Source organism: Asaia bogorensis, assembly GCF_900465345.1.
Taxonomy (GTDB): Bacteria; Pseudomonadota; Alphaproteobacteria; order Acetobacterales; family Acetobacteraceae; genus Asaia; species Asaia bogorensis_A.
The window spans coordinates 19,131-41,978 of the sequence record NZ_UEGO01000032.1; the positions used below are offsets into that span (position 1 = coordinate 19,131).

The window sequence follows — 22,848 nt, forward strand, 5'->3', positions numbered from 1 at the left end:
GGATCAGGCGCGGCCTTTTGCCGGCTGCGCCATCATATGATCGAGGATCGTCGACTCACCCGCGAGCTCGGCCACGAGCATGGCCTTGGCCATGACTTCGGCCAGTTCGTCGCTGGGGAGCTTGAGATCTTTCAGCATGGCATCCAGCTCCTCGAAGCTCTCTGCCTTGCCAAATGCCTCACGTGCAGGCGCGCTCATCGCTTCCATGGCATGGGCGGCCGCTTTCGCATTGCTCTCTGAAAGTGCTGTCACCATGCCCGGTCCCTGTGCCTGCGTGAAGCGATGCACCATACGCCCAATCGCTTCGTGGTCCAGAGCGCTGTGCCGCGTCGCCTGGGTCTGGACCGGTCGCGCACTGGCGGTGACAGACTTGCCCTCTGCATCGGTGGACAGATCGCGGATGGTGGCAGGAGGCGCTGTTCCGGGCCGATCCTCAGCCGGATCGATACGCGCGCCCAGATCATGGGGCGGCGTCGGAGGTGGCGTAGGCGCGCGACCGCCCACGATCTCATCGCCTTCTTCTGGATCTGTAAGGCCCAAACGCTGACGCAGATCGGACGCCTTGACCTTGAGATCCTGCGGACCGAGCCACTGCAAGGCTGTAGTGACGATATCCATCGGCACTTCATCAGGGCGGCCGATCGAGATCTTGGGATAGGCCTTCTGCGGCCCGAACGTCATGGCGATCATGGGCTCGATCATCTGCATATTGACCGTGCGCGATGCTAGTCGGGCATCGGCCCGCTCGATATCTTCCTGGACCAGGCGGTGGATTGCACCCGAAGCGTGCGCACCCTGCTTGCTGTCCGCCGTGCCCGTTTGGCCAATGACTGCCTTGCTCATCTGGGCATCGAGGTATTCACAACGACGCTGGTGGATGTCATTCGCCCCGGCGCCGTTCTTCGGCTCAAGGATCTCCAGGAGCATGCTCTCGGGGATGATGGCAGCCGCACCCCCTGCAATATCGAAGACTGCGCGCTTGAGCACGCTTCTCTCCTCAAAGCTCGCTCCCGCACCGTATTTGCCAATGCGAATTGGAAGGCCATAAGCCTGGACGAACAAGGCCCAGTCACGCGAGGCAAAGGCTTTATACATCGACGCCCAGGCGACGGCCCGCGTCAGTCCGCTGCGCAAAGGCAGGCCTGACCAGCTCGGATGCTTGTGGACGACGAACTTGCGCGGATCGAGGGCAACAAACCCGATCTGGTCCACGCCTCCAGGCACCACGGCCGGCATGGGAGCAGAATTGAATTCGCGGATCATGATCGTGCTGCCGTCCTGATTCGAAACATCGAACCAGCGCTGGGGACGGAACACAGCATCGACGATCCTGTTCTCCCCCGGATTGAGCGCCCAAGTCAGTTCATGAACGCTCCAGCCCTTGCCGATCGCGTCAAGCATATCGAACAGCATGTGCGCCACGAGCTCATCGCGCAGCCAGGCCTCAATGAATTCCTTGTGCTTCTCATGCTCGGGGTCGGAGCTCGCGGCCGAGACCGTGATCGGCAGCTGGGCGACCGTGCGCTTTCTCGTATTCAGCACGCCCAGATAATGCAGATCGCGCTCCTCGAGCGTTTCGGCAATGGTCTGCCAGGCAAGCGAATCCCCCTGATCGGCGGCGCGCATGGCCGCACCCATCATCTCTGGATCGAGGCCGATGATGGGCGTGCTGATGATGGCCGGGCGGTTGCCAAAGACATCCGGTCCCGCCACAGGCTCGCTGAGCCTGGCCGGCTGGATCGGATTGCCCCACTGGTCGAGCAGCTTCATCGTTTCAGCCTTTCGTGCAGCGTCGCATCGAGGTGCGCGCAGCGTGCCAGTCGGTCAGGTAGCGACGCAGCTGCGGATAGCGATCTCTGGGAAGGGTTGCGAGTTCGGCCAGCAGTGCTTCGTCATCCTGGCGGCTATAGGCCACAAGCATCGTGCAGGTTTGCAAGGGTGCGGAAGGCGTGCAGGCGCTGAGGGCAACGCATGCGCACCACAGACCCAGAAGAAGAGCGCGCATCAGAATGTTCCGTCCTGCAGGCTACGCTCCAGTGCGTCGGGGTCGGCCTGCACCTGGATCTGGGCCGCATCCATGGCGTGCTGCGTGTTGGCCGCTTGCTCGGTGTCCCGAGCATCTTCCTTGGCCTCTTTTGTCGCCTGCGCGCCGCGTGCCAGGTGGATGACATAGACCCCGAAACCGAGGATGGCGGCCGCGATCGCACTGAGCGCAATGATGGATGCTGAATTCAAAAGACCCTCCCTCTGAGGCCAAGAGCGTCCTCACGTTGCCCCAGGCGCTCGGCCTCGATCTCGCGCTCGATCGGCCATGCATTCGGATTGACCTTCCCGTCGAGCGAACCTGGCCGGGATGGCACGCGCTCAAACGCGTATTCGATGATATCGGCGCGGCTTGCAGCATAGGCCATGCAGGCTGCTACCGCCGCGTCACCGTGACGATTACCTGTCTTGCTCGCCGTGCGGCTGTCAGGGATGCGCGGCACGCCTCGCACGATCTGAATGCTGCGCAGATCATCCACGGTGTCGCGGTCTTTGGGCAGGCTGAAACTGTCGTCTTCCAGCGCCGCCTTCATTGGCGGCATGTTCTCGCGATACCAGCTCTCGGAAAGCATGACGGCCTCGACCCGCGCACCGTAGCGTTGCACAGTGACCTCGGACAGATACTGGCCATTGCCGCGCGCATCCATCTTGCCGCCCCGAAAGCGCGGCAGGCGATCGAGCACGAAAAACAGGATCTGGCGCTGCTGGTCGAAGGGCACATTGCGCAGTTCGATCGTGAACGGCGTGCGGCGCTTCATGCCGGCATCGATCGCAAGCGGCCAGATGACAGTGAGATCGCCCGATCGCCCGAAATCCTCTCCGAAGACGTGTGGCGTGTTCTGATCGAGCGCATCGAGCAGCGGCAGGAGAGCCTCGACACACCATCTCGCGCATTCGCCTGAGCGGATCATCTCAGGCTGAAGTGCGAACTGGGCGTCACACTGCCAGCGGGCAACCCCTGCATTGCGATCCGTACGGGCTTCGAGAAGAGCGAGCGGAAGATAGGTGCCACTCGAAGGAGAGGGAATGACGTGCAGTTCCTCGTCGGCATCGTCCCCGAATTCGTCCAGAATTTCGGCTTTCCATGCTTCTTCGCCTTCCTGCGTCCAGGTAATACCCTGTTTGGCTGCGATCTTGCGATAGAGACCCTGCGCCACCGCATCCTCGAAACTGATGCGCATGAGGTGATATTTTTTGCGTCCCGAACGCACTTCCTCGACGAGCGAATTGAAAGGGTTTGTATCCCCCTTATGCGTCGAGAGGATGACGATTTTCGCCCCCCAGATGCGCAGGGCGAGAGCCGCCTTGATGACCGCCCTGAGATCATCCACAAACGCGGCTTCATCCAGAATAACCAGCCCCTGCTTGGACCGGAATGCGCGGGCTACAGATGGGAGCGCCAGGATCTTGTGCCCTGAAGCGAACTCGATGCGAAATGCCTTGATGGACTGTTCGGGCCTTTCATCATTGACGAACAGCTCTTCCGAAACCTCTACCGCCGCCGAAAGCAGGATCTTCGCGTGATCCGCGCAATCATCGATAAATTGCCGGGTCATCTCCTTTTCATAGCCCATGTAGAAGACATCCATTCCGCCCCCTGAAGGCGCGGACGCTGCTACAGTAACCGCCAGCCAGCTGAGCACCCATGAGATACCGATACGGCGCGATTTCTCGATGACCGTGATGTTGTGCGACAGCACTTCCTCGATCACTCGGGACTGATAGGGCAGCAGAGGGGAGTTTTCTGGCTTCACTTCGACGTTCCCAGAATTTGCTGTCGGATGAACGCCATGTTCTCGGCGCTGAAACCTTTCTCGCGTGCGACAGCGGCCAGGCCCGCTTCAGCCTGTTTCTTGAAGCGCGCTTCTACCCTGGCTTCGATCTTCGCCGTGTATTCCGCATCCGCCTTGGCTGATTTGGTCAGGTGATCCATGGCTTTTGCGAGAAGCATGATGCCCTCGGGGCTGCCGTTCAGAGCTGCCTTGCCGTCCTCATCGATCTCACCGTCCCCGTTCTGGGCGAGAAAGAGTTCAGTGATCGTGGTGTGCAGCAGCTCGATATTGAGCTGGGCCGCGCGTGACGCCGGCTCATCGCCCAGCTGGCGCACCAGAGCTTCGGCGATATTGCGGGAATGCCGCAGCTTGGCTCCCAGCCTCTCCATACCCTTGACGTGCCGCCCAAGGGTCGAGCGGCTGATCGTAACGACATCGAGCTCCCGCAACGCTGCGAGGATCTCGTCGATCGTGTAGCCCTCACCGCGCAGGCGGCCGATCTCGTCACGGATCTCCAAAGGGAGCTTGTCCACAGAGGAAGGTCGGCTTGCGGTATAGCCCGTGCGTCTTTTCGGCTTAGGCGCACCGTCGCCCTTCGGTTTGGGTGGTTGTGGCCGCTTCGCCATGGGTCAGAGCGGCTTGCGCGCGGCGACGCCGTGGACGACGCGCACGCAGTCACGGACTTCCAGCCCTTCAGCAGTGAGGGTCACGACCCAGAGCTCGCCACCAGTGGGGCGCGCCAGCTTCTCGATCTGCACGCAAGAGGCGCGCTCCAAGAGCAGAAGATCGTTTCGCAGATCCTCAGCATTCACGGGACGCCCCATGCCGTGGATCATGCGCAGGATCAGCTGCTCATTGAGCGTGCGGGTCTCCATCTGCGCAACCGCGTCCAGGACGAACCAGCGACGATCTTCTTCGAGGGCACGTTTAACGGCGTTCATGAAACGTCTTTCTTTTCCATATGACCTCGGACGATCACCACCACGAGGTCGCTGTAGCATTTGAGGTTGTGGGTCAGCCCCTCGATCGCGCGGGCGGTGCGATCGTCGGAATCCCGCCGCGCCTGAAATTCCTGCTCGAAAAGCCGGTCACGCTTCGCCATTTCTTCAGTGATGCGATCATTCTGCTCGATCACGCGGCGCTCGAAATGCTCAATGCGGCGACGGTTACCGAACACGACGACATTGGCGACGATCGAGAAGCCGATCGCCAAAAGGGCGAAAGTAAGGAGAATGATCACGAGTGTCGGACTGCTCGCTGCCCCCGCAGCAGCACCCGCCGCAGCGGCCTGAACGACTGATCCGGCGGGCGTCTGAGGGGTCATCTATCGATCTGACCGTCAGGCGGTCGGAGTAGCGGGCGAAGGAGAGTCAGAGCTGGTCAAACGGGCATTCGGAAAGAAGCCAGTCGCCAGATCGAAGATCGCGGCCTTCAGATGCGTCTGAACGACAGCAAGGTCGGGGATCACGATCCCGGCGTCTTTCGCGAGACCCAGGAATTCATTCTGCGCCTCGACATAGACCGGATTGTCGTCGCGGAACTTGTTGTAGCTCTCAGCCAGCTGGTCGATGCCACCGTCGATTTTGGTGATGGCGCTTCGAACGGCGGTCTGGGCGATGTCCTGGTATTTCGTGGCCTTGCCCGCGATGATCGAGCCCAGAAGAGGCTGCGCCACGGAAAGGATGGTCGAGGAAAGCGACGAGAGAAGAGATTTCCAGTTCATGGAAGGGCTCCGGGGATTTTATCAGCGCGCCGTCCACGCCTATCAATCAAATCCATGCCGCCACGCGTCCGCGACGGTATGACCGTCACGCGATCGCGCGTTGGGGTTCGAGGAGTTCAAGAGCGCGTGTCAGACGGGCATCGAGCCGCGTCAGCCAGCCAGAACCGAAAATGTTGAAGCTCTCAAAACTGCGATAGGCCAGTTCCTGACGACCAGCCAGGGCATAGACAACCATGCGCATCACCGCCCCCTGCTGCACCACAGCGTCGAGCGTTACCGGGCCGATCTTGCCGTCCGGCGTGACGCCGAGATCTTTCTGCAGGCGCTCGGCATAAGGGGCACGCATCCAGGGCGCGAGCGTCTGGGGCGTTACTGCCGCAAGGGCCGCGAGCGTTTCAGGGCCGATATTGCCGTCGATCTCATCCTTGAGCATGCCAATGATCTGCTGAAGCTGATTGGATGCGCGACGCACGCCGGAATTGAAGCAGAAATCGGCGAGCATCAGATCGATGCCGCCCGGCAGATCGTCGCCCGCGACCGGACGCCAGTAGAGCGCCGAATAAATGGCGCGGAATGTGGCGTCGGAGATCGTTTTCATGGTTTCGGCCGTGACGAGCTTGGCGTCACCGCACCACTGGACCATGACGGGCGCGGAAATCCCACGCATCGTGCCGACCAAGCGACCGACACGCAGCTGCCCACTCGTCCAGTTCCCGGCATCACTGGGCGATGCTTGATAAAGCCCCTCGCAGGAGGAGGTGAACTGGGCGATGAGGGGGAAGTTGTTTCGCATGCCCCCGTTTTATGGGGGGGCGAGATCATGGGAGAGGCTGAAGGATTTCAGCACGTCTACCCGTCAGAACAGGTCAGGCTGCCTTGCATCCACCAAACGCGGGCGGATTGCCTTTTGCCCATTATAGGGCTTTTTCAAAGAAAGAAAGACAGCGCGGTTAGAGACGCCCGCACGGGCGGCAATATCATTGCTGGAGAGGCCAAGCGCGAGGTAGCACCTGATGCGCCAATCCCTGCACGTGGGCACATGCCATTCCGTGCCGCCATATTCCTTGCACAGAGCGCGGGCGATATCCTCGCCATACAGAAGCTCTATCCGGCTTCCTTCTGCCCGATAGGGCACCTTCAGCCGCTGCCCTGCCGTTTGCTCGATGAACGTCAAGGCGATGTCATCGCCAACGGCACGTGCAAGGAACTCGATCTGGGCAGGAGCAGGAACGGTCATCAGCGCACCTTCAAAGCTTCATAAAAATTCTTGGCGTGTGCGCTGCATGCATCCTGCGACACTTCGCCATGCTCAGCCATAACGGTGAGGATGGCCTGCATTTCACCAATCCTGATTTCGAGTGTGCCACGATTGTCGTCCAGCCCTGATGCCAGGGCCGCACTTATCCGGCGCCTGAGAGCCAGCGTGGCCATTTCGAGGGTTTCGAGATGCGCGCGTTCGATCCGAGTAAGGGTCTCGCTCATGGGTGCATTGCCCTAAGACGACGGACAATTTCCGCGATGCGCTCAGCCTTATCATGCGCCTCGACGGCACCGAAGTTCCACGAGCTGCCCGTGCCCCGGCAGGCGCCGAGCGCGTATGATGCAACGCAGAGCACAGCGTCCAGCCCCTCAGCAACATCCGCTTCTAGTTCTCGGATGCGCACCTCCAGGGCATGGATTCTCTGTTCTGTTACGCGCCGATCATGGAGCGACTTGCGCCTCACCACATGAGTCTCACTCGTGCCCATAAGCTGTTTTGGTGTCGGCCGCGATCCGTCCGGCCTTCCGCCCTGACCACTGATTAGCCAAAAGGCACGCCTGTCGCGTCTGCGCTTGAAGAACATCATGCCTGCTTTTCCTTTTCGCGACGGAGCCAATCCTTCAGCCCCTCGATCACTCTGGTCGCTTGCGCAGCGTCCAGGAATTCGGGAGCAGATACGCCTTGAGGGTTGGCAGCGGTCTTTGTCTGGCGTTGAACGAAAGAGCGAAGGGCAGCCAGCTTGTCCGAGGAACGGCAATACGGTTCGAGATCACCCCATATACCATAGATCATGCGCACCTGCCCCTTGATGCTTTCAGGGGTACGGCGCTTTCCCGGCTTCGGCTTCCAGCCCAGGCGTTTGAACTCCGCTAAGACCGCTTCAAGACCGGATATAGACATGTCCTTGGCGTGATAGGAGCCGCCCACACGCTGGAGGATGTCCCGATAGCTATCTTCGTCAAGGCCAAGTTCCTTCTGGGCGATGTGCAACTTGGCGTAAATCACGTTCCGGCCGGGATTGGCCGAAACGTGCTGCACGAAATGAGGGCGGCGGGTCATGTCGGATCTCCCGGATGATCGCCGCCAGGCGAAAGCGTCTCAGGCAATGGGCCATCCGCTGGGGTCGCGCTCATGAGCGACATGACGCAGATAGGCGCATCGTGATCGATACGGCCGATCGCGCAGGCGGCCTCAATTGGCGATGCGCCGGATTTGACCATTTCCGTGATGAGTTCGGAGGTTTGCGCTAAACGCGCATTCGCGGCGTTCACGGCGAGCAGAATCACAGTCCCGCCGAATGCAACAAATGCCACGGTCGCCACAGTGGATGAAAATTCTGAGATCTTGTCGAAAACGCTCATAATACGCCCTCAAACCCTTGAGAAATCGACGACGAGCTGTTCACGCTGGTGATCCAGATCGGGGCGGACATGGCACGTGACGGCGGACTTGGAGGAAATCACAACCAGAGAGTCCTCCAGAGCACGTCTCGCTTCCGGCCATTGCGGGTGATCGATCACCATCGATTTCAGCTTCAGGATTGAACCGACATTCGGCTGGCCGGTTCTTTTGTCCGTGTCGAACGCCCGCATGACGATTGCGCGCAGATCCCCACTCGCCTGCTCGGTCAGATCATCCAGGATCTTGCCAATCAGTGCCTGGGCAATCGTGATCTCAGGAGTGACACGATAATAATCCCGCTCCTCGAGCTTAATCTCGGTATGGGCGTCATAGGTGCGGATCGTCATACCGCCCCGCGTTCCGCCGGAGCGCAAGCCGTATTCCTGCGCGAGCAGATCACGGTATGCCTGCATTTCCTCGAAGATCTGCTTCTTCTTGTCCTTGGTGAATTCAGCGAGCTCACGGAAATGGTCCCGGATCTTCTCGGCCACTTCGTGCTGGAGCACCGTGGAAGCACGGATGCAGTTGACTGGAACCTGACGCCCCGAGGCATCCGGGATCGTTTTGACGGGGGCTTTGTTGAGCGTGTTCATGATGGGAATTCCTTGTTTAGTGACGGGTGGCATTGTGGTGGTCATCGGTATAAGGGGATGCCCATTGAGCGGCCGCAGCAACGGTGAAGACGAGCGCAACGGAGGCGGCAGCGATATTGAGTGAGGCCTCGATTGCCTCGCGGTCGGCGAGCGCTGTTGATCCGGCCAGATCGCGCAGCCTGCTGATCTCCGGGGCCAGCGCGTCGATGAGCGCCACAACAGGCTTTTGCTGACCAGCGATCTGACGGCATCGCGTCTCGATCTCATCGAGCCACGGCGCCGGATCGATCAGAACATGCCCGCTCATATCCAAAGCCCTCCCACTACTGTTTTGATGGGGGTGCTTGCCGGCACGGATGAGAGGAACGAGACAACAATCCGTGCTTGTTCCTGATCACCCTGATTGCGTTTGATCATGGCGCGGATACGGTCTGCCGTTTCCATGGCAGACCGACCCGGCGGCTGCTTCACGAGCGTCGAGATGGCGTGCTTGCGCAGGAGTTCAGACACGTCGTCTTGCGCGAATGACGTGCCGCTGCATGCCTTTTTCCAGAGCTGGAGAAAGTCAGTCTTTCCGCTCATGACACCACCCCGATCACTGGAATGAGCGTGAGACCATCACGCGTTACTTCATGAGGCCGAAAGGTCCGATTAAGACGGTCCTTCGCCGACAAGATATTGGCGGCATTCACCACGCTCTGGTGACGGGCACCTGCCTGGGTCAGATACTTGGCCAGAGCCCGCATTTCGGCGGCAGTGATCGTTCCCTTAAGGGCGAGCATATCCGTCCCGAGACGGACAAGCTCCTGCCCCATCCCAGGTCCGGGCGGAGCGTTCGGAATATCAAGCTTGCGCATGATTATTCTCCAGACCTTCCGCGATACGCACCGCGGGCAGATCGTCAGGAAAAGAGTCGAAGAATTCAGCCACGACTGCGCGGCGCGCAGAGGTGCCGGAAAACGCATCGGGAGAGCGGCGGACGATCATCGCAAGCTCCGAGGCATTGGCATTCGGAGCATTGCTGCGGATCATTTGCCGGATGGCGATTGCGGTGCCTTCCAAGCGCTCCTGCTGCTCGAAGATCGTGCCCTCGGCGCAGGATTTGAGGCGGGCGAGCATGGCGTCGCGCGGGGAGAGGATCATGGCGTGCCGACCTCTCTAATGGCGGAAGCCCACTGGCGGGTAATGTTTTCAAGGTAAGCGTCGCCCGCCGCCGCTGCGCTGGAAGCCGCTTCATCCAATACCTTTGCGCACTGCTCTCGGACATTCGAAGCGACCAGGGCTCGATACTCCGGGAGGTTCAAAGCAGGTTCGAGGCTAGCCATGCGCAGCTCGAGCTTTTCTACCCTGCGCCTGATCGAGACGACATTGGCGGGCTGGGTATAGACGAGGGTGCCGATCGCCAGGAGAACGCCGGTATCCCAACCGTCAAACTTGGGAGTTAAGTCAGCCCAATGGCCGGTTACACGACCAACCGGCTTTACTTCCCCTTCGTCTCGGTGACGCTGCTCTGCCGCGCCAAATTCCCTCACTTCCTCGAAGATACGATGCACGACCTGCATGGCGGCATTCGGTCCACGCACGCCATGCGTAAGAAGCCGGCCCATCTCCATCTCAATTTCTTCCCGTGAGCGGAATGCCGGGCGCTCCGACTTCTCTTCGTGGGTCATGCTTCTTCTCCGTGCGCATGCCGGGCGCGATCGGCCGAGGTCTGCGTTTCAGGTTGGGAATTAAGCTCATCGAGCAGCCGGAGATTGGCCTGCAATTTGCGGCATCGGATCCATGCCATCAGCTGTTCCAAGCCGATCAGGACGACCGCTATGCTTATGAGGTAGAGCACCATCAGCCCGCATACGGCGTCGATCATTGCACGTCTCCCGGCTCGGGAAAGCGCAAGCGGGTGGCCGCGATCGCCACACTGCGCAGAGCCTCCAGTTCGGCGATCATTCGCAGCCGTTCAGGTGTTTTGTGCAGACCGAACGGCATAGTACGATGAAAGGACAGCGCCCGATTGACAGCGGCAAGCTTGTCACGCGCGGGCAAGTGTTCGATCGGCGTCATCATGCCGCGATCTCCTCTACCGGAAGGAGCGTGGGGAACCAGCCGCGCAGGGCACCCATGCGGCTGGTTCCGTTGCGGGCGAGCATTGCGTCATCCACGACCAACTGCAGGCGATCGTGCTTGCGCTCGGTCAGATTGGCGAACACATGGTCGAGCACGCCTAGCGCGCCCCAGCGAACAAAACGGCTATGAAGCTGACGCTCGGTACCGTAGATCCGGGGGGCCGCGCCCCAGAGCAGATTATGCCTGAGAACATGAACGATGCCGCTCAGCACCAGCTGGTCGTTCTGTCGCGGGTTGCCACCCCGGATGACCGGGAACCAGCCCGAGACAGATTGTATCTGCTCCTCGCTCAGCATGGTCAGGCTTTCGGGGCATTTCGTCTGCTCCAGCAGCACTGGAACGCGCTTCAGATTGCGCACTACAGTGGCGCCAGCCGAGGTCAGGCGGTAGCAATCCCCCGTCGCTTCGATAAGCGCACGATTGAGCAGTGCCTCCCGGATCGGGAAGCAGCCACTGATCGTGACTGTTCCATCCTCCTCGATTGTCCACATCGTGGCTCGCACTCCTGCGCGGAATACGACACGAGCGTGTTCGTTCATGAGCCAGAGCACGAGGCGCTGACGGGGTGTGAACCTCTCACGTTTTCCCTTCATGACCATGCCTCCTCGAGGGCTTCACGCACGTCACCGATCGTCAGATCGTCTGCAAGGCTGTTGACGAAATCACGCACCACCTTGCGGGCTTCGGGCGCGATATCGACCTTGACCTGCACGCGGTCGGTCAGGGCGAAATAGCGCTCCTTGACCTCTTCATTCGTGCGGGCGGGTGGCTGGATCGTCTTGTCTTTGCTCATCGCCGGTTACTCCCGGTTCGCGAGCGAGGGCAGCTCGCTCTGTGTGAGGCTCTTCCATGCTTTTTCGATGTCCGTGACACAGATCATCTCGCGCGATTCCGACGCGGCGAGCATGAAGGCGTATTTCAGGGTCTTGTTCATTGAGCGCAGGCCACCGGCCTGGCTCCCGATATAGCGGCAGAGCTTGCGCAGGCTCATCTCGGTGATCCCCCAGGCATCGAGGATCTGGTAGATGTCCGAAGACTGAGGCCGAGGCCGGTTCTTGCGCATACCGACACGCGAGAAGATCTGCGCATGGGACGACTGACGCCCCATACCCTCGATCCGCCCTTTCAGAGGCTCGTTGCCCATGAAGACCAGGCCGATCTGCCCCCGGTCATAGATCGTGCGCAAAAGATCGATCGATTCCGTGGTGAGGTTTTGCGCCTCATCCACGATGATAAGCCCCCCCGTTCCGGTCACGCGCTGGATCAGGCTGGCCATCATGCGCGGCCCGCGCCGCACATTGGCTTCGAGCGTCTCGGTCAACTCACGCAGGATGGCGGTCGGAGAGCGCATCGAGCTGTCCGCCGTCATCATCCAGACATTCGATGTGGTCCGGGCATATTCCCTGGCTGTTTCGGTCTTGCCGACACCGGCATTGCCGGTAATCAGACCGATATCAGGCCCTGACTGGGCGTATTCGAACACCGTGCGAAACCCGAGAGCACTTGGCGTCTCGATGAAGTTCGGCGCTTTGGGCATGGCCTTGCGCATGCGCGTCTGGGTGCGCTGGCTTTCGAGATACTGCTCGGCCTTTTCGTCGATATTGTCCATGCGTCCGGCGTAGTTGCCTGTCAGGTAAGCAGACAGCGTGCTCTTGGCGATGCCGCTTGCAAGAGCAGCCTGGGAGAGCGTCAGCCCCTCGGCGTCGATATACGCTTTAAGCTTCTTTGCCGTGTCAGAGGGTGAGTTCCCCCGTTCGCCGCCCAAGGGGGCGTCGTTGATCATCGTATCAGACATGTTTTATTGACCTTTTAGAGAGTGATTACTGGCCGGGCTGAAAATCCACTTTCAGTCCGGGTCCACGCCTCATCGTCGTTGTAAAAACTGAAGCAATCGGCCGTTCTCTTCGGCTTCGAGCTGCTCCTGAGCCTCGATCTCGTCGTAATCCACCGCCAGTGCCGCATTGCCGGATGCGGCTGGGAAATAGGGGCGGACCACTTTTGCCTCGATCGTCTCTGTGGGCTCGTCGGCCGGTGCTGTCGTCATGGCAGCAAGATCGGATAGCGAGAGCGTCTTCTCCGCTGCCACCTGCTCCTTTGCTGCCCTTATCCACCGGCGTCTGGCGCGACCGTGCTCCTGTGCGGCGTTCTTGTCCGAGAAGCCCGTCGCCTGAACGCAAGGGGCGGCGCAGACATAGGTGCCGTCCGTCCGATACACGTGCATATCGGCCTGCAACGCCTGAGGGTCGAAGCGCACCACACAGGTCTGACCGCGCAGCGCCAGCAGATCCTCATGCCAGAAGCGGTTGCCTTCCAGAATGATCTGACCGTTCTTACGATCGCAGCGGATCGCCTCGGCTGCCATCAGCCAGAGCCGAGCCTGTTCGGCAGTCGCCTTGGTGATTGGCGACTTCTCGTAAGATTCTTTGAATGCCTGGATGAAGGACATCTTCCCCCGGCAGACATCGGAACGTCGCCCCTCCTTGGCGTTGTGACGCGCAATCTCGGCACCGATTACCTCGATGAACTCCTCGATCGGCACGGCCTTCGAACCGTAATTCTCAGGCTTCGCGGTCGGGTTGTTGCCGCAATAGGCCCCTGCGAAACGCGGATGCTTTGCTGCGCCCTGAGCGAGATCGCGCCATGCTCGTTCAATTGGCTTGGACTGGCCCGAATAAGGTGTCGTCCAATGCACTTCGACCCCAAGCTGCACCATGATGCCGACTGGCTCTTCCTCGCGATGCTTCCAGCGGTAGCGGTTCTGCGTGCCGCCCGTCAGCCATTTGGACGCGAAGTTGCGGCCGTTATCGAGATAGCAGAGCTGCGGAATGCCCCATTCCTCGATCATGTCACCAAAGGCGAGCCGGACGGTTTCCGTATTCTCGGATTTGTCCACACGCCATGACAGGATCATGCCGGAGTAGAGATCCTGAAAGCCCACCATGACCGGACGGCCGATCGTTCCGTCTTGCCAGCGCACGAACACGTCCCATTTGTGCCCGTCCGCATTCACCGCCTGCATGGCATGGAAGATCGAGCGAACGCGCTTCTGGACCGGGAAAAGACGCTTGAGAGCCTCTGTTCCTTCGCGCTCCAGTGTCACCAGCTCAGGCGGCAGGCTCTGGATGCGACGCAGCAGGGTTTTGGCTGAGGGAATAGTCCAGCCGTTCTCCTTGGCTACGTCCTTTGCGCGGTCGTAGCAGTCGGTCCAATTGGGCTTTTCCAGGCGCAGGTAGTCCGTCTTCAGCATTTCCCAGACCTCAGGAGCGCATTCGGCCTGTGTGCCGAACGCCTTATGACGAGGGGCGAGTGCGGGAAGCCAGTCGCAGCGGTTGAGTCCGCGAAGATCGCGATACCAGTTATTGATGGTTGTATGGCCGACCTTGGCATGGGTCGCGACCATCATGACGGCATGCGTCTTACGTGTTCCCGAGGCGACAAGCGTCTCGACCGCATGGATGACCTCGAGCGCGCGCTTTGCCTTGGCCTTTTGGGCGTCCGGCAGGGAGTCATAGCGACGCCATAGATCCTTACGCTCGCGCTTCTGGCCTTCTGCCTGTTCAGGCATAGCGTGAGCAGCGATCGCCAGCTTGGCGCGAGCAGGCAACGGTAGGACATACGGCGTGAACTCGAAGCCGCCCCCATTGCCCTGCCGCCTGCGCCATGTCTGACCCTCCCGCTCAGGAGCGAGCCAGTTTTCAGCGTTGGCGCGAAGCTGAAGCGCTCTTTTTGTGGTCGGAACGCCCGGCAATCCCATCCCGGCCAGTTCGGCCAGGGTGAACCAGGCATGACCTGTCTCAGCGAGGTTCATGCCACCCTCCTGTCGCCAAAGGCGGCGCGGGAAAGCGATTGCCAACCCCGCGCCACCCGTTCCACCTTGGACTTGGCCACAACCAAGGAGGAAACCATGTTCGAAGACACCCCTGACGTTCCATGGATGGAGATCCAGAATATCAAGGTCCACCAGGATGGTATTTTATGGGGTGTAAGGGCGGAGTTCATTTGCACTGACTCCGACCCTGAGGTTCTGGAGCTGAAAGGTCAGGTTGCAATGCGGCTGAGTAACCTGCAAGCCAACTCGCCAATGGAGACTGCTGACCTGATTCGTCGGCGGGTTGCATCGCTGCTATTGCGATCTGCAGAAGGAATTGAAGCTGACGAGTAGACACCTCCACAGTGTCTTTTGTCGCGATCGGCCGCTCCTGATAGCAGGAGATGCCGAACAGCTCGCTTTCGCTGACCTTCAGGCCAAATACGTCCATTTGCCTTGAGCGGCTGCCCTGGCTCTCATCCACCGTGAGCTGGGGCAGCCTCTTTCTATTTGTGCTCATCACCACCGTCCCCCACGTCCCGCCGAGGCCCTGATTTCACGCTCGCGGCGGGCGACTTCACGCTTGTGTTCTGACAGAGCTGCAAGCTCGATCGCGGGCAGGTACCGGCGGTCGATCACTGACCACCCGAAACCTTCCGCAAAGAACTCCAACAACCGACGATCCCTCGTTGCGGAAAGCAGCGCATCGAAACGCGACACCGAGATCTCATGGCTATCCCGCGCCGTGCTGGCATAGGCATTCAGCACATTGAGCGACATCGCCTTGCCCATATGACTGGACATCGCGTCGGCCACTTCCTGCCTTGTCTGACCGCAGCTATCGAGCGAGATCGAGATCGCGCGGGAGAACCGGCCAGACCACGAGTTGGCGCGAAGTAGGAAGGGATCGAACGCCATCACGGCTTCGGGCGGATTCCAGTCGAGAAGCGAGAGCTGCTCGCGTGCATGAATTTTCCTGCTCATGCTGCTTCCCTCCGGACTGCGCCCGGCAGGTGTGGCGAAAGGAAGCCGACGATCGCATCACGCTGATAGGTCGATCCCTTCTCCCACGCCGCCTCGAAGGCAACAGCGGGCATCTGGGCAGCGGCGTGCTCGACGATCTGCTGCTGCTCTTCCGGGTCGCACTTGCGCCAGAAGGCAAGAAACTTCTCAAATTTACCGGCAGGCTCCGGCGCAGGTCTGCCTTCGATCTGGCGCGTAATGTCCAGGACGTTGCGCACGTCAGGATAATGCACCGCGAAGTCAGCAACCTTGCGCTGCATGTCTGGCGTCAGTTTGCCGAGTGCCATGAGCTGCGCGCCAGACGTGGCGAGCCATGTTGCCGAAACCTGACGGCGCACATCTTCCGGAATGAGGCCATGCAGCTGCACCGCCGTCTCGACCGTGCGTCGCGACAATCCGAGCTTTTCAGCGGTGGCTTCCGAGAACGCAGGGATCAAACCGCAAAGCTCTGCGCTTTGATCGGACTTCCTGTCACCGCCTGCTTTTGTCTCCGGGTGGAGTGCCTCATAAACAGCCTTGCGGCGGGCAAGGAAGGTAGCGCGATCGAGCGGCGTCAGCTCACGCCGGATCAGATTTTCATCGATCTCCAGCAGTTCGGCTTCCGTCTCGGAAACCTTGCGAACGGTGCAGTCTGCTGTCTCTTTGCCGATGAGACGCAATGCTTCAAAACGATGACCACCCGCGATCAGGGCATACTTGTCAGAGCGTCCGATCTTCCGGACCCAAAGCGGCGTATCCTGCCCCCGTTCCTTCATCGAAGCCGCAAGCAACTCCACCCAAGCCGAATCAACGGTACGCAGGCGATCGCCGACTTCAATCTGCGAAAGGGGGATCTGCTCGACGTTCATGCTGCCGCTCCGTTTCTACGGAGATCGGTCGCACGCAAAGCCGTATTGGTTCTGGCCATTCGAGTGGAAACAGGAGTGCCGTCAGCATGATACCGATCGGGAAACGCGATCTCGGGCTTGAGCCCCAGCTCTTCACAAATGCGTTGCTCCAACACGATCGAGTGGCCCGGTTGGCTGATCACGGTGGCAACCGTGTTCTGGTGTTTGCCCAGTTTTCGGCTCAGCGCGGCCATTGTGCCGTACTTTTTGCGGATCGCAGCACGGATGTCTTCCGCGTGCATTCCGCATGGCTTCTGTGCCATAAGGATACTCCTTCAAAACAGCCGGGCTGCCACCCGGCTTCATTTTTCACTCCGAAACGCGTGAACGAGACGAGAGAGAACGACGTGAGAATACGCGAAAGAGAACTCTATGCAATCTCTTTTGAGCACTTCTCAGTTCTCAAAAGGGTATTTTCTGTGGATAACTCTGCGAAACCCTCATCTGATAAGGGTTTTTGATGACTGGCTCTGCTCCGATCCCAAACTTCTCAGATCTCAAAGAGAACTGGGAAGTGTCCGATGTCGCTGATCGTCTCAAAGAGGCCGTCCGCGCGTCAGGGGGCAATAAGGCAGTCTCGCTGAAGTCGGGTGTCCCATTGAGCACTTTGAATGGCTATCTAGCTGCTCGAAGAGAGATGGGAGCATTGCCTGCCGCCAAGCTTGCTAGAACATGTGGCATATCGCTTGACTGGCTGCTCTTCGGTGAGGGGGAAACTTGCGCCCCCACGCCTGTGGCAGAACCCGCTCGCGCTGACGTCGCCATGATCCGCTACTATCCTGACATTCAGGCTAGCGCTGGCTATGGCATGCTGGGGTGCGATCAGCCACGTTGCGAAGAAATCGCTCTTCCTTCAGGAATATTAGAAGATCTGCGCCTGCCTGCCAAAGATGCCATAATGATTTGCGTATCGGGTGACAGTATGTCTCCCACACTTATGCCTCATGACCGCATCATAGTGGATGCGAGAATGTCCGATTACCTATCAGGTATTTACGTTTTCGTTTCTGACGGGACTGTTCTAGTCAAGCGCATCTCTCTTGGCCCAGATGGATATGCGGATATCATCTCGGACAATGATCGTTACCCTTCGAAGGCCGTTCAGAAAGACCGCTTCCACTGGGGAAAACCACAGACTAGCGACGCCATCACCATCATAGGCCGCGTCATCTACAAAATGCAGAGGATGTCATGAAGCTGCTGCCGCTTTTTTCTCTAGCCTGCCTCTCGGTGTGCCCGGCGTTCGCCACTGAAGATGGCTTTCCCAAGATACCCCACGTGCCGCAGAAACCGTATCTAGAGGAGGCAAGCAATTATCTAAGCATGTGCCCGCCATCTGAAAACCGGAAAGAATGTCTCGATATGCAGGAGGAATTCGAGCAGGAATATGTAAACGCCTATGCTGGAGACTACTTGGCGCAAACAAACGTAGCCTACTTATTATGGAAAGCCCCTCACGGGGGCTTCATCCGCAATGTGGCCCAAGCCTGCGCTTGGCGTTTAGTAATTTCGACTTCTGCGTCACCTTATATCAGCGATATCGATGCCTCGAAGACGAAAGCAATATGCTCAGAAGTCGATCAAGCAAATTTGCAGGCGGTCGTATCGAGAGGCAAAGCTATTAGATCGGTGATCAGCTCACACAGGGTGAAGCCTATCCCTGTTCCAATGATCAACTATGACCCTAAGAAGGACAAGGATGAGACGTCAGCGTTCTGAGGTCCATCGCTAATCTTTAAGGCCGCCGCGCATCCAGCTCCAGCTTTTGAACGGCTTTAGAACGCGCTTGAGTTTGGCACTAACGCAGTTCCAATTTTCTTGTCTCTGTGCCTTATAACCGAGCCGCCTCGGTTATTCCCCAAAGTTAGTGCCGACCTGCTCCCGCGTTGCTACCGCACTCGTATGAGGCAAAGTCCGCAAGCAATTTAATCCCGCGATATCCCGGAAAATCCCGTTTTATCCCGCCTTCCCAGATTATCCATTCTCCCTGTCTCCTAACATCCGGAAAGGGGCTTGCCCCTTTCATCCCCGCTTTGATGCCTTCGAGGCGGGATGCGACATCCTTAAGTCGCGGATTTTCAGAGGGCGGCCGCCTTTTAGCGCGTTTCAGGGCAGAGCCCTGCTTCCTCCCCGAGATGATCAACTCTGTGCAAAACAGGCCCTCATTTCGAGGCTCGCCTTGAATTTACCCCCCGGAAGACCTAATTTATCTGATCAAATTGCGGGCGGGGATTGTCTCATGCCCATCCATGCCCCGTGCAGGGCCTTGGAACACTGTTGTTCCTGGGCGCTACGCGAGGGCTGAACTCGTTTTGGGGAATGCGCTGTGCAGAAGATTCCGATGACCGGTGAAGGTTTGACCCGTCTAGAAGATGAACTGCGTCGGCTGAAAAGCGAAGATCGTCCGGCCGTCATCCGCGCCATTGCCGAAGCACGCGCTCATGGCGATCTCTCGGAAAACGCCGAATATCATGCTGCACGCGATCGTCAGTCCTTCATTGAGGGGCGCGTTCTCGAACTCGAGGAACTGATTTCGACGGCTGAAGTCATCGACCCCTCGCAGCTCTCAGGTGACACCGTGAAATTCGGTGCTCATATCGAACTGGTCGATGAGGAAACGGACAAGGAGAGCAGCTATCAGATCGTGGGCGTCCACGAGGCCGATATCAAGCTGGGCCGCCTTTCTGTCTCCTCGCCGCTCGCCAAGGCGCTTATCGGCAAGTCGGTAGGTGACAGCGTGACCGTACCGACCCCGGGTGGCGACAAGAGCTACGAGATTCTGGCCGTCACTTTCAAATAAACGGATCAGCATCAGCACGGGCTGGCGTCTGGCGGTTTCGGACGGCCAGCCCCAAAGCAAGAAAAGAAGACCGTGTCCGAAAGCCTCACCCTCACCTTCGCCGATATCCTTGCCGCTCATGAGCGGATTGCCCCCCATATTGTGCGCACGCCCAGCATTCGCTGCGCGGCCCTGTGCAAGATGACGGGTGCCGATATCTGGCTGAAGCTCGAGAATTTGCAGGCTGTCGCCTCGTTCAAGGAACGCGGTGCCGCCAACAAGCTGGCGCTGCTTAGCGATGAGGAAAAGAAACGCGGCGTGATTGCGGTCTCGGCGGGCAATCATTCTCAGGGCGTGGCCCGTCATGCCAGCCTGCTTGGCATTGACGCCACCATCGTCATGCCGCGCCATACGCCCTCGGCCAAGGTCGAGCGCACACGTGGCTGGGGCGCTCATGTCGTGACCGAGGGCGAGGATTTTGCCGAAGCCTCAATGGTGGCTGAGGGAATTCGCAAGGAGAACGGCCTCGTTCTGGTTCACCCGTTCAATGATGTAGCCGTCATGGCGGGTCAGGGCACCTTTGCCATCGAGTTGATCGAGGACAGCCCTGTGCTCGATTATCTGGTTCTGCCGATTGGCGGTGGCGGGTTGATCAGTGGTTCAGCCATTGCGGCAGCAGCGCTGAGCCCCAACACAAAGATCATCGGCGTACAGGTCGAGAGTCATGCCTCGCTCTCCGCCTTCCCCGAGGCGGCCGTGCAGGCACGTGGTGGCTCTACCATTGCCGAAGGTATTGCGGTCATGCAGATCGGCAATACCTGCCTCGAGACGGTCAGCCCGCTCCTTGACCGTGTTCTGGTCGTCACTGAGCTTCAGGTGGAATCAGCCATTGCCCATCTGGCCGAACAGGCCAAACAGGTCTCCGAGGGCGCTGGCGCGGCGGCTCTGGCAGCAGTGATGGCCTATCCCGAGCTCTTCAAGGGCAAGCGGGTGGCCTTGCCGATCACGGGTGGCAATATCGGGACACGCATTTTCGCCAACACGCTGCTACGCGCCCTGCGTCGCGATGGACGTCTGCTGTCGCTCACCCTGCAGATCCCTGATCGTCCCGGCGTGCTGGCTGACATCTCCACGCGCATCGGTAATGCTGGTGGCAATATCATCGAGGTCTCGCATCAGCGCCTCTTCGCCGCTCCTTCTGTGCAGACGGCGGAGCTGGAGATCATGATCGAAGCGCGCGATGGGGCTCATGCTGACCAGATCGAGGCCGATCTGCGCAGCCATTATCATCTGACCCGCGGCTGATTGCAGCACCTTACCTGTGTTGGTGGTCCGAACAGAGCCGGTCTACCATCCAGTCAAACCCTTCGGTCTGGTCATAGCCCTCCGGCAGGGCATAGAGGGCCTTAAGGACAACACGGTCATATCGGGTCATCCCACCTGAGGGGCCTTGCAAGACCGGTCCCTGTGTCAGCTGCAGAATACTCGCCTCATCATAGCCCTCGCGCAGATGGGGAGCTGTGAAACCCATAAGGGCAATTAGGTCGCCAAGCCCGGACCAAGACTCGTTTCTGAGCCGGTCAGGGTCTACGATAATGACCGCTATGGACAGATCCCGTCGCGGCGTATCGTTGAGAAAACTGGGCGCAGTGCTGACAGCGACATAGATAACACCTGTCGGGCCTTGAAAAGCCTCATATGGCTCGTCATTGACAGAACGAATGGCAGAGGCAGCCAGCCAGCGTATCGCCCGCGGCTTCAGGAATTCCTGTCGCTCCTTGCGCGAGGCCAGAACCTTTCTGTCACGATAGACGGGCGATGATTCATAGCCGATGAACATGTCCGGATTATCCGCCTCGATCTTTTGCGCCAACCGGTCCGATTGATCGGTAAAGAACACAAAGAGCTGCTTGTCCCGACAATCCATCCTGACCGTGAGACCGACAGACTGGCCCACGCGTTGCAGATGCGCAAAAATCAGATCGGTGAATGTGGCTCCAAGCCGTGAATATCGACACAGATAGACTGATGCCATCGCGGGATGAAATCGAATTGCCGATCGCGAAACTCTGTTTCGAGATGGCCCTGAAGAGCGTCGCGATTGAGGCCCTAAATTTTGTAGTTTTCCTGTGCGGCCCCCGAAAGGCCACCGAAAGCAGACAGACCCATGAGTATCAGGGCCAGTATCTGCCACCCTCTCCTGTATCTGACGAATCGCACTATCGGCATCCCCCGAGCAACAAGCGGGATACAATTCAATAGAAGAGCGGAACGGGGGACTAAATAATCGGCCATCTGCGCTCGTAATGATCAGCACGAGCCGGCCATCGTCACCCAGCCGGACAGATCGTCCGGCAAGGTGAGGTCGGGGTTCAGTCCTTCAGGAAACCTTCACGTTTGAGCACTTCAATTGCAGCGCGGATACGGTGACCATAGGTGTGCTCCTCCATCGTGCGCGCCTGAGCACGGCGGGCCATCTCGATGCAGAGCGGCGTGTCATTGATGTAGCGCGCCACCAGACGATCGAAGTCGATCTTGTTCGAGAAGGTAGGAATTTCCTCTGCCGTGAAATAGCGGCGCAGTTCGTAGGTATCCTCGTGGAATACCTGAAAAGCACCGGCAGCGGCAGCCTCAAAGGTACGCGGACCGGGCGTCGAGGGCGAAATCATGAAGCGCTTGTTCTCGAAATGGAGAGAGCGGCCCAGATTCAGCACGAGCTTGGAGCGACGATACAATTCGATAAGCTGAGCCTTCTCGATACGAGCATCCGAGAACCCGATACCGAACTCACCCCAACCCGGACCGATGATCTTCACGTTCAGGTTGCGCAAGGTTGGCATCAGGTTGCGCACGATATCCTTGCGGCTCGTGAACGCGACGCCACAGAAAAGAACATCAATGGTTTTCTCGATGTCCGTCTCGATCGGCGCATAGTGCAGCTTGCGGCTGGCCGCGAGCGGCAGATGGTAGACGAGTTCGCGCTGGTAAAAATTATGCCCCCAGCGATCGCAGGAGAATATCACATCGAAATCATCGGTGATGCGATAATTGGCATCCTGCTCGTAGGGATCTTCGGTTGCCCAGAATACGGTTATGGCGCCGATCTTCTTGGCTTCACGGCAGACTTCACCAAAATAGGTGCTTTCCGGCAGGTATGAACCAATTGCGAAGACGATCGTCGGCTGGATGCGCTCGATAGACGCTGCAGCTCCGCTGATATGCACAGCAATGACATTCTCTTCCCCAAAGCACTCAGCCCAACCATCCATGATGGACTCTCGGATCTGGGCATTGGCCTGGGATTCGTAACGCCCACCACTGCAAACGAGCACACGCTGGGTTTTGCCAGCAGCCTTTGATCCCGCGGTTTTCTTCTCTGCTGACATGGTCTTTTACGTCCATTCCTCGTTTCGGCTTCGGGGGACCCCGTCACC

General features: G+C 59.1%; 36 protein-coding genes. 5 read left to right on the forward strand and 31 right to left on the reverse strand.

What is annotated here, in order from left to right:
• Nucleotides 1–3: 3 nt before the first annotated feature.
• The 26 genes from ED655_RS12060 to ED655_RS12180 form a co-directional block, all read right to left on the reverse strand.
• On the reverse strand, nt 4–1,770 hold the full coding sequence (locus ED655_RS12060; RefSeq protein ID WP_122050367.1) for a DUF935 domain-containing protein: 1,767 nt from the start codon (nt 1,768–1,770) through the stop codon (nt 4–6).
• Nucleotides 1,771–1,774: 4 nt separating this feature from the next.
• Entirely contained in the window at nt 1,775–2,005 is a 231-nt protein-coding gene (locus ED655_RS12065) for a hypothetical protein (RefSeq protein WP_122050368.1), read from the reverse strand.
• Nucleotides 2,005–2,235, reverse strand: a complete 231-nt coding sequence (locus ED655_RS12070) for a hypothetical protein (RefSeq protein WP_122050369.1) — start codon at nt 2,233–2,235, stop codon at nt 2,005–2,007. Before ED655_RS12070 ends, ED655_RS12065 begins: the two co-directional genes overlap by 1 nt.
• On the reverse strand, nt 2,232–3,797 hold the full coding sequence (locus tag ED655_RS12075) for a hypothetical protein (RefSeq protein ID WP_240993646.1): 1,566 nt from the start codon (nt 3,795–3,797) through the stop codon (nt 2,232–2,234). Before ED655_RS12075 ends, ED655_RS12070 begins: the two co-directional genes overlap by 4 nt.
• Nucleotides 3,794–4,441 (reverse strand): DUF3486 family protein, encoded by a 648-nt coding sequence (locus ED655_RS12080; protein WP_122050370.1) that lies wholly within the window; start codon nt 4,439–4,441, stop codon nt 3,794–3,796. Before ED655_RS12080 ends, ED655_RS12075 begins: the two co-directional genes overlap by 4 nt.
• 3 nt (nt 4,442–4,444) lie before the next feature.
• Nucleotides 4,445–4,756, reverse strand: a complete 312-nt coding sequence (locus ED655_RS12085) for a hypothetical protein (RefSeq protein ID WP_122050371.1) — start codon at nt 4,754–4,756, stop codon at nt 4,445–4,447.
• Entirely contained in the window at nt 4,753–5,139 is a 387-nt protein-coding gene (locus ED655_RS12090) for a hypothetical protein (protein ID WP_122050372.1), read from the reverse strand. The genes ED655_RS12085 and ED655_RS12090 overlap by 4 nt, the downstream gene beginning before the upstream one ends.
• Before the next feature lie 15 nt (nt 5,140–5,154).
• A complete protein-coding gene (locus tag ED655_RS12095; RefSeq protein ID WP_122050373.1) occupies nt 5,155–5,538 on the reverse strand; it encodes a hypothetical protein in 384 nt (127 codons plus the stop codon).
• Between the two features lie 85 nt (nt 5,539–5,623).
• Nucleotides 5,624–6,331, reverse strand: coding sequence for a glycosyl hydrolase 108 family protein (locus tag ED655_RS12100; protein WP_122050374.1), 708 nt, complete (start codon nt 6,329–6,331; stop codon nt 5,624–5,626).
• 63 nt (nt 6,332–6,394) lie between these two features.
• Nucleotides 6,395–6,775 carry a hypothetical protein gene (locus ED655_RS12105; RefSeq protein ID WP_122050375.1) on the reverse strand — a complete coding sequence of 127 codons (381 nt, stop codon included), beginning with the start codon at nt 6,773–6,775 and terminating at the stop codon, nt 6,395–6,397.
• Complete coding sequence (locus ED655_RS12110) at nt 6,775–7,020, reverse strand: hypothetical protein (protein WP_122050376.1); 246 nt, start codon at nt 7,018–7,020, stop codon at nt 6,775–6,777. The genes ED655_RS12105 and ED655_RS12110 overlap by 1 nt, the downstream gene beginning before the upstream one ends.
• Nucleotides 7,017–7,385 carry a hypothetical protein gene (locus ED655_RS12115; RefSeq protein ID WP_122050377.1) on the reverse strand — a complete coding sequence of 123 codons (369 nt, stop codon included), beginning with the start codon at nt 7,383–7,385 and terminating at the stop codon, nt 7,017–7,019. Before ED655_RS12115 ends, ED655_RS12110 begins: the two co-directional genes overlap by 4 nt.
• Nucleotides 7,382–7,858 carry a gp16 family protein gene (locus ED655_RS12120; RefSeq protein WP_122050378.1) on the reverse strand — a complete coding sequence of 159 codons (477 nt, stop codon included), beginning with the start codon at nt 7,856–7,858 and terminating at the stop codon, nt 7,382–7,384. Before ED655_RS12120 ends, ED655_RS12115 begins: the two co-directional genes overlap by 4 nt.
• The gene (locus ED655_RS12125; RefSeq protein ID WP_122050379.1) at nt 7,855–8,160 is read right to left on the reverse strand and encodes a hypothetical protein; all 306 of its coding nucleotides are present in this window, start codon (nt 8,158–8,160) and stop codon (nt 7,855–7,857) included. The genes ED655_RS12120 and ED655_RS12125 overlap by 4 nt, the downstream gene beginning before the upstream one ends.
• A 9-nt stretch (nt 8,161–8,169) precedes the next feature.
• On the reverse strand, nt 8,170–8,793 hold the full coding sequence (locus tag ED655_RS12130) for a DUF3164 family protein (protein WP_162993506.1): 624 nt from the start codon (nt 8,791–8,793) through the stop codon (nt 8,170–8,172).
• Nucleotides 8,794–8,809: 16 nt separating this feature from the next.
• Nucleotides 8,810–9,100 carry a hypothetical protein gene (locus ED655_RS15615; RefSeq protein ID WP_162993507.1) on the reverse strand — a complete coding sequence of 97 codons (291 nt, stop codon included), beginning with the start codon at nt 9,098–9,100 and terminating at the stop codon, nt 8,810–8,812.
• Complete coding sequence (locus tag ED655_RS12135; protein WP_122050381.1) at nt 9,097–9,375, reverse strand: hypothetical protein; 279 nt, start codon at nt 9,373–9,375, stop codon at nt 9,097–9,099. Before ED655_RS12135 ends, ED655_RS15615 begins: the two co-directional genes overlap by 4 nt.
• Nucleotides 9,372–9,650: a hypothetical protein gene (locus tag ED655_RS12140; RefSeq protein WP_122050382.1), complete on the reverse strand. Its 279-nt coding sequence runs from the start codon at nt 9,648–9,650 to the stop codon at nt 9,372–9,374. Before ED655_RS12140 ends, ED655_RS12135 begins: the two co-directional genes overlap by 4 nt.
• Nucleotides 9,637–9,936 (reverse strand): hypothetical protein, encoded by a 300-nt coding sequence (locus ED655_RS12145; RefSeq protein WP_122050383.1) that lies wholly within the window; start codon nt 9,934–9,936, stop codon nt 9,637–9,639. Before ED655_RS12145 ends, ED655_RS12140 begins: the two co-directional genes overlap by 14 nt.
• Complete coding sequence (locus tag ED655_RS12150) at nt 9,933–10,463, reverse strand: hypothetical protein (RefSeq protein ID WP_122050384.1); 531 nt, start codon at nt 10,461–10,463, stop codon at nt 9,933–9,935. Before ED655_RS12150 ends, ED655_RS12145 begins: the two co-directional genes overlap by 4 nt.
• Nucleotides 10,460–10,660: a hypothetical protein gene (locus ED655_RS12155; RefSeq protein WP_122050385.1), complete on the reverse strand. Its 201-nt coding sequence runs from the start codon at nt 10,658–10,660 to the stop codon at nt 10,460–10,462. The genes ED655_RS12150 and ED655_RS12155 overlap by 4 nt, the downstream gene beginning before the upstream one ends.
• Nucleotides 10,657–10,857 carry a hypothetical protein gene (locus ED655_RS12160; protein WP_122050386.1) on the reverse strand — a complete coding sequence of 67 codons (201 nt, stop codon included), beginning with the start codon at nt 10,855–10,857 and terminating at the stop codon, nt 10,657–10,659. The genes ED655_RS12155 and ED655_RS12160 overlap by 4 nt, the downstream gene beginning before the upstream one ends.
• The gene (locus ED655_RS12165) at nt 10,854–11,510 is read right to left on the reverse strand and encodes a transposase (protein ID WP_162993508.1); all 657 of its coding nucleotides are present in this window, start codon (nt 11,508–11,510) and stop codon (nt 10,854–10,856) included. The genes ED655_RS12160 and ED655_RS12165 overlap by 4 nt, the downstream gene beginning before the upstream one ends.
• Nucleotides 11,507–11,710, reverse strand: coding sequence for a hypothetical protein (locus tag ED655_RS12170; RefSeq protein ID WP_122050388.1), 204 nt, complete (start codon nt 11,708–11,710; stop codon nt 11,507–11,509). Before ED655_RS12170 ends, ED655_RS12165 begins: the two co-directional genes overlap by 4 nt.
• 6 nt (nt 11,711–11,716) lie before the next feature.
• Nucleotides 11,717–12,712 carry an AAA family ATPase gene (locus tag ED655_RS12175; RefSeq protein ID WP_122050389.1) on the reverse strand — a complete coding sequence of 332 codons (996 nt, stop codon included), beginning with the start codon at nt 12,710–12,712 and terminating at the stop codon, nt 11,717–11,719.
• Between the two features lie 69 nt (nt 12,713–12,781).
• Entirely contained in the window at nt 12,782–14,725 is a 1,944-nt protein-coding gene (locus tag ED655_RS12180) for a transposase domain-containing protein (RefSeq protein ID WP_122050390.1), read from the reverse strand.
• A 96-nt stretch (nt 14,726–14,821) separates the two neighbouring features.
• On the opposite strand from ED655_RS12180, the gene ED655_RS12185 reads away from it, so the two are divergent.
• Complete coding sequence (locus ED655_RS12185; protein WP_162993509.1) at nt 14,822–15,079, forward strand: hypothetical protein; 258 nt, start codon at nt 14,822–14,824, stop codon at nt 15,077–15,079.
• Nucleotides 15,080–15,244: 165 nt separating this feature from the next.
• Here ED655_RS12185 and ED655_RS12190 read toward each other — a convergent pair whose 3' ends face one another.
• Genes ED655_RS12190 through ED655_RS12200 form a run of 3 tightly spaced genes read right to left on the reverse strand, consistent with a single transcriptional unit; the run spans nt 15,245 to nt 16,898 of the window.
• Nucleotides 15,245–15,709: a hypothetical protein gene (locus ED655_RS12190; RefSeq protein WP_122050392.1), complete on the reverse strand. Its 465-nt coding sequence runs from the start codon at nt 15,707–15,709 to the stop codon at nt 15,245–15,247.
• A complete protein-coding gene (locus ED655_RS12195; protein ID WP_122050393.1) occupies nt 15,706–16,596 on the reverse strand; it encodes a ParB/RepB/Spo0J family partition protein in 891 nt (296 codons plus the stop codon). The genes ED655_RS12190 and ED655_RS12195 overlap by 4 nt, the downstream gene beginning before the upstream one ends.
• Nucleotides 16,593–16,898, reverse strand: a complete 306-nt coding sequence (locus tag ED655_RS12200) for a helix-turn-helix domain-containing protein (protein ID WP_122050394.1) — start codon at nt 16,896–16,898, stop codon at nt 16,593–16,595. Before ED655_RS12200 ends, ED655_RS12195 begins: the two co-directional genes overlap by 4 nt.
• Nucleotides 16,899–17,095: 197 nt before the next feature.
• Here ED655_RS12200 and ED655_RS12205 point away from each other — a divergent pair, with 197 nt between their 5' ends.
• The 4 genes from ED655_RS12205 (at nt 17,096) to ED655_RS12220 (ending at nt 20,719) form a co-directional block, all read left to right on the forward strand.
• Nucleotides 17,096–17,830, forward strand: a complete 735-nt coding sequence (locus ED655_RS12205) for a LexA family transcriptional regulator (RefSeq protein ID WP_122050395.1) — start codon at nt 17,096–17,098, stop codon at nt 17,828–17,830.
• Nucleotides 17,827–18,354 carry a hypothetical protein gene (locus ED655_RS12210; RefSeq protein WP_122050396.1) on the forward strand — a complete coding sequence of 176 codons (528 nt, stop codon included), beginning with the start codon at nt 17,827–17,829 and terminating at the stop codon, nt 18,352–18,354. The genes ED655_RS12205 and ED655_RS12210 overlap by 4 nt, the downstream gene beginning before the upstream one ends.
• A gap of 607 nt (nt 18,355–18,961) precedes the next feature.
• On the forward strand, nt 18,962–19,435 hold the full coding sequence (gene greA, locus ED655_RS12215) for a transcription elongation factor GreA (protein ID WP_031240013.1): 474 nt from the start codon (nt 18,962–18,964) through the stop codon (nt 19,433–19,435).
• Nucleotides 19,436–19,507: 72 nt separating this feature from the next.
• Nucleotides 19,508–20,719, forward strand: a complete 1,212-nt coding sequence (locus ED655_RS12220) for a threonine ammonia-lyase (protein WP_122050397.1) — start codon at nt 19,508–19,510, stop codon at nt 20,717–20,719.
• Nucleotides 20,720–20,729: 10 nt separating this feature from the next.
• Here the strand turns inward: ED655_RS12220 and ED655_RS12225 are convergent, their stop codons facing one another.
• Both ED655_RS12225 and ED655_RS12230 read right to left on the reverse strand, forming a co-directional pair.
• The gene (locus ED655_RS12225; RefSeq protein WP_122050398.1) at nt 20,730–21,449 is read right to left on the reverse strand and encodes a hypothetical protein; all 720 of its coding nucleotides are present in this window, start codon (nt 21,447–21,449) and stop codon (nt 20,730–20,732) included.
• Between the two features lie 337 nt (nt 21,450–21,786).
• A complete protein-coding gene (locus tag ED655_RS12230; RefSeq protein ID WP_122050399.1) occupies nt 21,787–22,800 on the reverse strand; it encodes a CgeB family protein in 1,014 nt (337 codons plus the stop codon).
• Between the last annotated feature and the right edge of the window lie 48 nt (nt 22,801–22,848).

What these genes read in the sequence shown, in the direction of transcription:
- ED655_RS12060 (WP_122050367.1), bottom strand. Translation starts at nt 1,770, where the DNA reads ATGAAGCTGCTCGACCAGTGGGGCAATCCGATCCAGCCGGCCAGGCTC.
- ED655_RS12065 (WP_122050368.1), bottom strand. Translation starts at nt 2,005, where the DNA reads ATGCGCGCTCTTCTTCTGGGTCTGTGGTGCGCATGCGTTGCCCTCAGC.
- ED655_RS12080 (WP_122050370.1), bottom strand. Translation starts at nt 4,441, where the DNA reads ATGGCGAAGCGGCCACAACCACCCAAACCGAAGGGCGACGGTGCGCCT.
- ED655_RS12085 (WP_122050371.1), bottom strand. Translation starts at nt 4,756, where the DNA reads ATGAACGCCGTTAAACGTGCCCTCGAAGAAGATCGTCGCTGGTTCGTC.
- ED655_RS12090 (WP_122050372.1), bottom strand. Translation starts at nt 5,139, where the DNA reads ATGACCCCTCAGACGCCCGCCGGATCAGTCGTTCAGGCCGCTGCGGCG.
- ED655_RS12095 (WP_122050373.1), bottom strand. Translation starts at nt 5,538, where the DNA reads ATGAACTGGAAATCTCTTCTCTCGTCGCTTTCCTCGACCATCCTTTCC.
- ED655_RS12100 (WP_122050374.1), bottom strand. Translation starts at nt 6,331, where the DNA reads ATGCGAAACAACTTCCCCCTCATCGCCCAGTTCACCTCCTCCTGCGAG.
- ED655_RS12105 (WP_122050375.1), bottom strand. Translation starts at nt 6,775, where the DNA reads ATGACCGTTCCTGCTCCTGCCCAGATCGAGTTCCTTGCACGTGCCGTT.
- ED655_RS12110 (WP_122050376.1), bottom strand. Translation starts at nt 7,020, where the DNA reads ATGAGCGAGACCCTTACTCGGATCGAACGCGCGCATCTCGAAACCCTC.
- ED655_RS12115 (WP_122050377.1), bottom strand. Translation starts at nt 7,385, where the DNA reads ATGATGTTCTTCAAGCGCAGACGCGACAGGCGTGCCTTTTGGCTAATC.
- ED655_RS12120 (WP_122050378.1), bottom strand. Translation starts at nt 7,858, where the DNA reads ATGACCCGCCGCCCTCATTTCGTGCAGCACGTTTCGGCCAATCCCGGC.
- ED655_RS12125 (WP_122050379.1), bottom strand. Translation starts at nt 8,160, where the DNA reads ATGAGCGTTTTCGACAAGATCTCAGAATTTTCATCCACTGTGGCGACC.
- ED655_RS12130 (WP_162993506.1), bottom strand. Translation starts at nt 8,793, where the DNA reads ATGAACACGCTCAACAAAGCCCCCGTCAAAACGATCCCGGATGCCTCG.
- ED655_RS15615 (WP_162993507.1), bottom strand. Translation starts at nt 9,100, where the DNA reads ATGAGCGGGCATGTTCTGATCGATCCGGCGCCGTGGCTCGATGAGATC.
- ED655_RS12135 (WP_122050381.1), bottom strand. Translation starts at nt 9,375, where the DNA reads ATGAGCGGAAAGACTGACTTTCTCCAGCTCTGGAAAAAGGCATGCAGC.
- ED655_RS12140 (WP_122050382.1), bottom strand. Translation starts at nt 9,650, where the DNA reads ATGCGCAAGCTTGATATTCCGAACGCTCCGCCCGGACCTGGGATGGGG.
- ED655_RS12145 (WP_122050383.1), bottom strand. Translation starts at nt 9,936, where the DNA reads ATGATCCTCTCCCCGCGCGACGCCATGCTCGCCCGCCTCAAATCCTGC.
- ED655_RS12150 (WP_122050384.1), bottom strand. Translation starts at nt 10,463, where the DNA reads ATGACCCACGAAGAGAAGTCGGAGCGCCCGGCATTCCGCTCACGGGAA.
- ED655_RS12155 (WP_122050385.1), bottom strand. Translation starts at nt 10,660, where the DNA reads ATGATCGACGCCGTATGCGGGCTGATGGTGCTCTACCTCATAAGCATA.
- ED655_RS12160 (WP_122050386.1), bottom strand. Translation starts at nt 10,857, where the DNA reads ATGATGACGCCGATCGAACACTTGCCCGCGCGTGACAAGCTTGCCGCT.
- ED655_RS12165 (WP_162993508.1), bottom strand. Translation starts at nt 11,510, where the DNA reads ATGAAGGGAAAACGTGAGAGGTTCACACCCCGTCAGCGCCTCGTGCTC.
- ED655_RS12170 (WP_122050388.1), bottom strand. Translation starts at nt 11,710, where the DNA reads ATGAGCAAAGACAAGACGATCCAGCCACCCGCCCGCACGAATGAAGAG.
- ED655_RS12175 (WP_122050389.1), bottom strand. Translation starts at nt 12,712, where the DNA reads ATGTCTGATACGATGATCAACGACGCCCCCTTGGGCGGCGAACGGGGG.
- ED655_RS12180 (WP_122050390.1), bottom strand. Translation starts at nt 14,725, where the DNA reads ATGAACCTCGCTGAGACAGGTCATGCCTGGTTCACCCTGGCCGAACTG.
- ED655_RS12185 (WP_162993509.1), top strand. Translation starts at nt 14,822, where the DNA reads ATGTTCGAAGACACCCCTGACGTTCCATGGATGGAGATCCAGAATATC.
- ED655_RS12190 (WP_122050392.1), bottom strand. Translation starts at nt 15,709, where the DNA reads ATGAGCAGGAAAATTCATGCACGCGAGCAGCTCTCGCTTCTCGACTGG.
- ED655_RS12195 (WP_122050393.1), bottom strand. Translation starts at nt 16,596, where the DNA reads ATGAACGTCGAGCAGATCCCCCTTTCGCAGATTGAAGTCGGCGATCGC.
- ED655_RS12200 (WP_122050394.1), bottom strand. Translation starts at nt 16,898, where the DNA reads ATGGCACAGAAGCCATGCGGAATGCACGCGGAAGACATCCGTGCTGCG.
- ED655_RS12205 (WP_122050395.1), top strand. Translation starts at nt 17,096, where the DNA reads ATGACTGGCTCTGCTCCGATCCCAAACTTCTCAGATCTCAAAGAGAAC.
- ED655_RS12210 (WP_122050396.1), top strand. Translation starts at nt 17,827, where the DNA reads ATGAAGCTGCTGCCGCTTTTTTCTCTAGCCTGCCTCTCGGTGTGCCCG.
- ED655_RS12225 (WP_122050398.1), bottom strand. Translation starts at nt 21,449, where the DNA reads ATGGCATCAGTCTATCTGTGTCGATATTCACGGCTTGGAGCCACATTC.
- ED655_RS12230 (WP_122050399.1), bottom strand. Translation starts at nt 22,800, where the DNA reads ATGTCAGCAGAGAAGAAAACCGCGGGATCAAAGGCTGCTGGCAAAACC.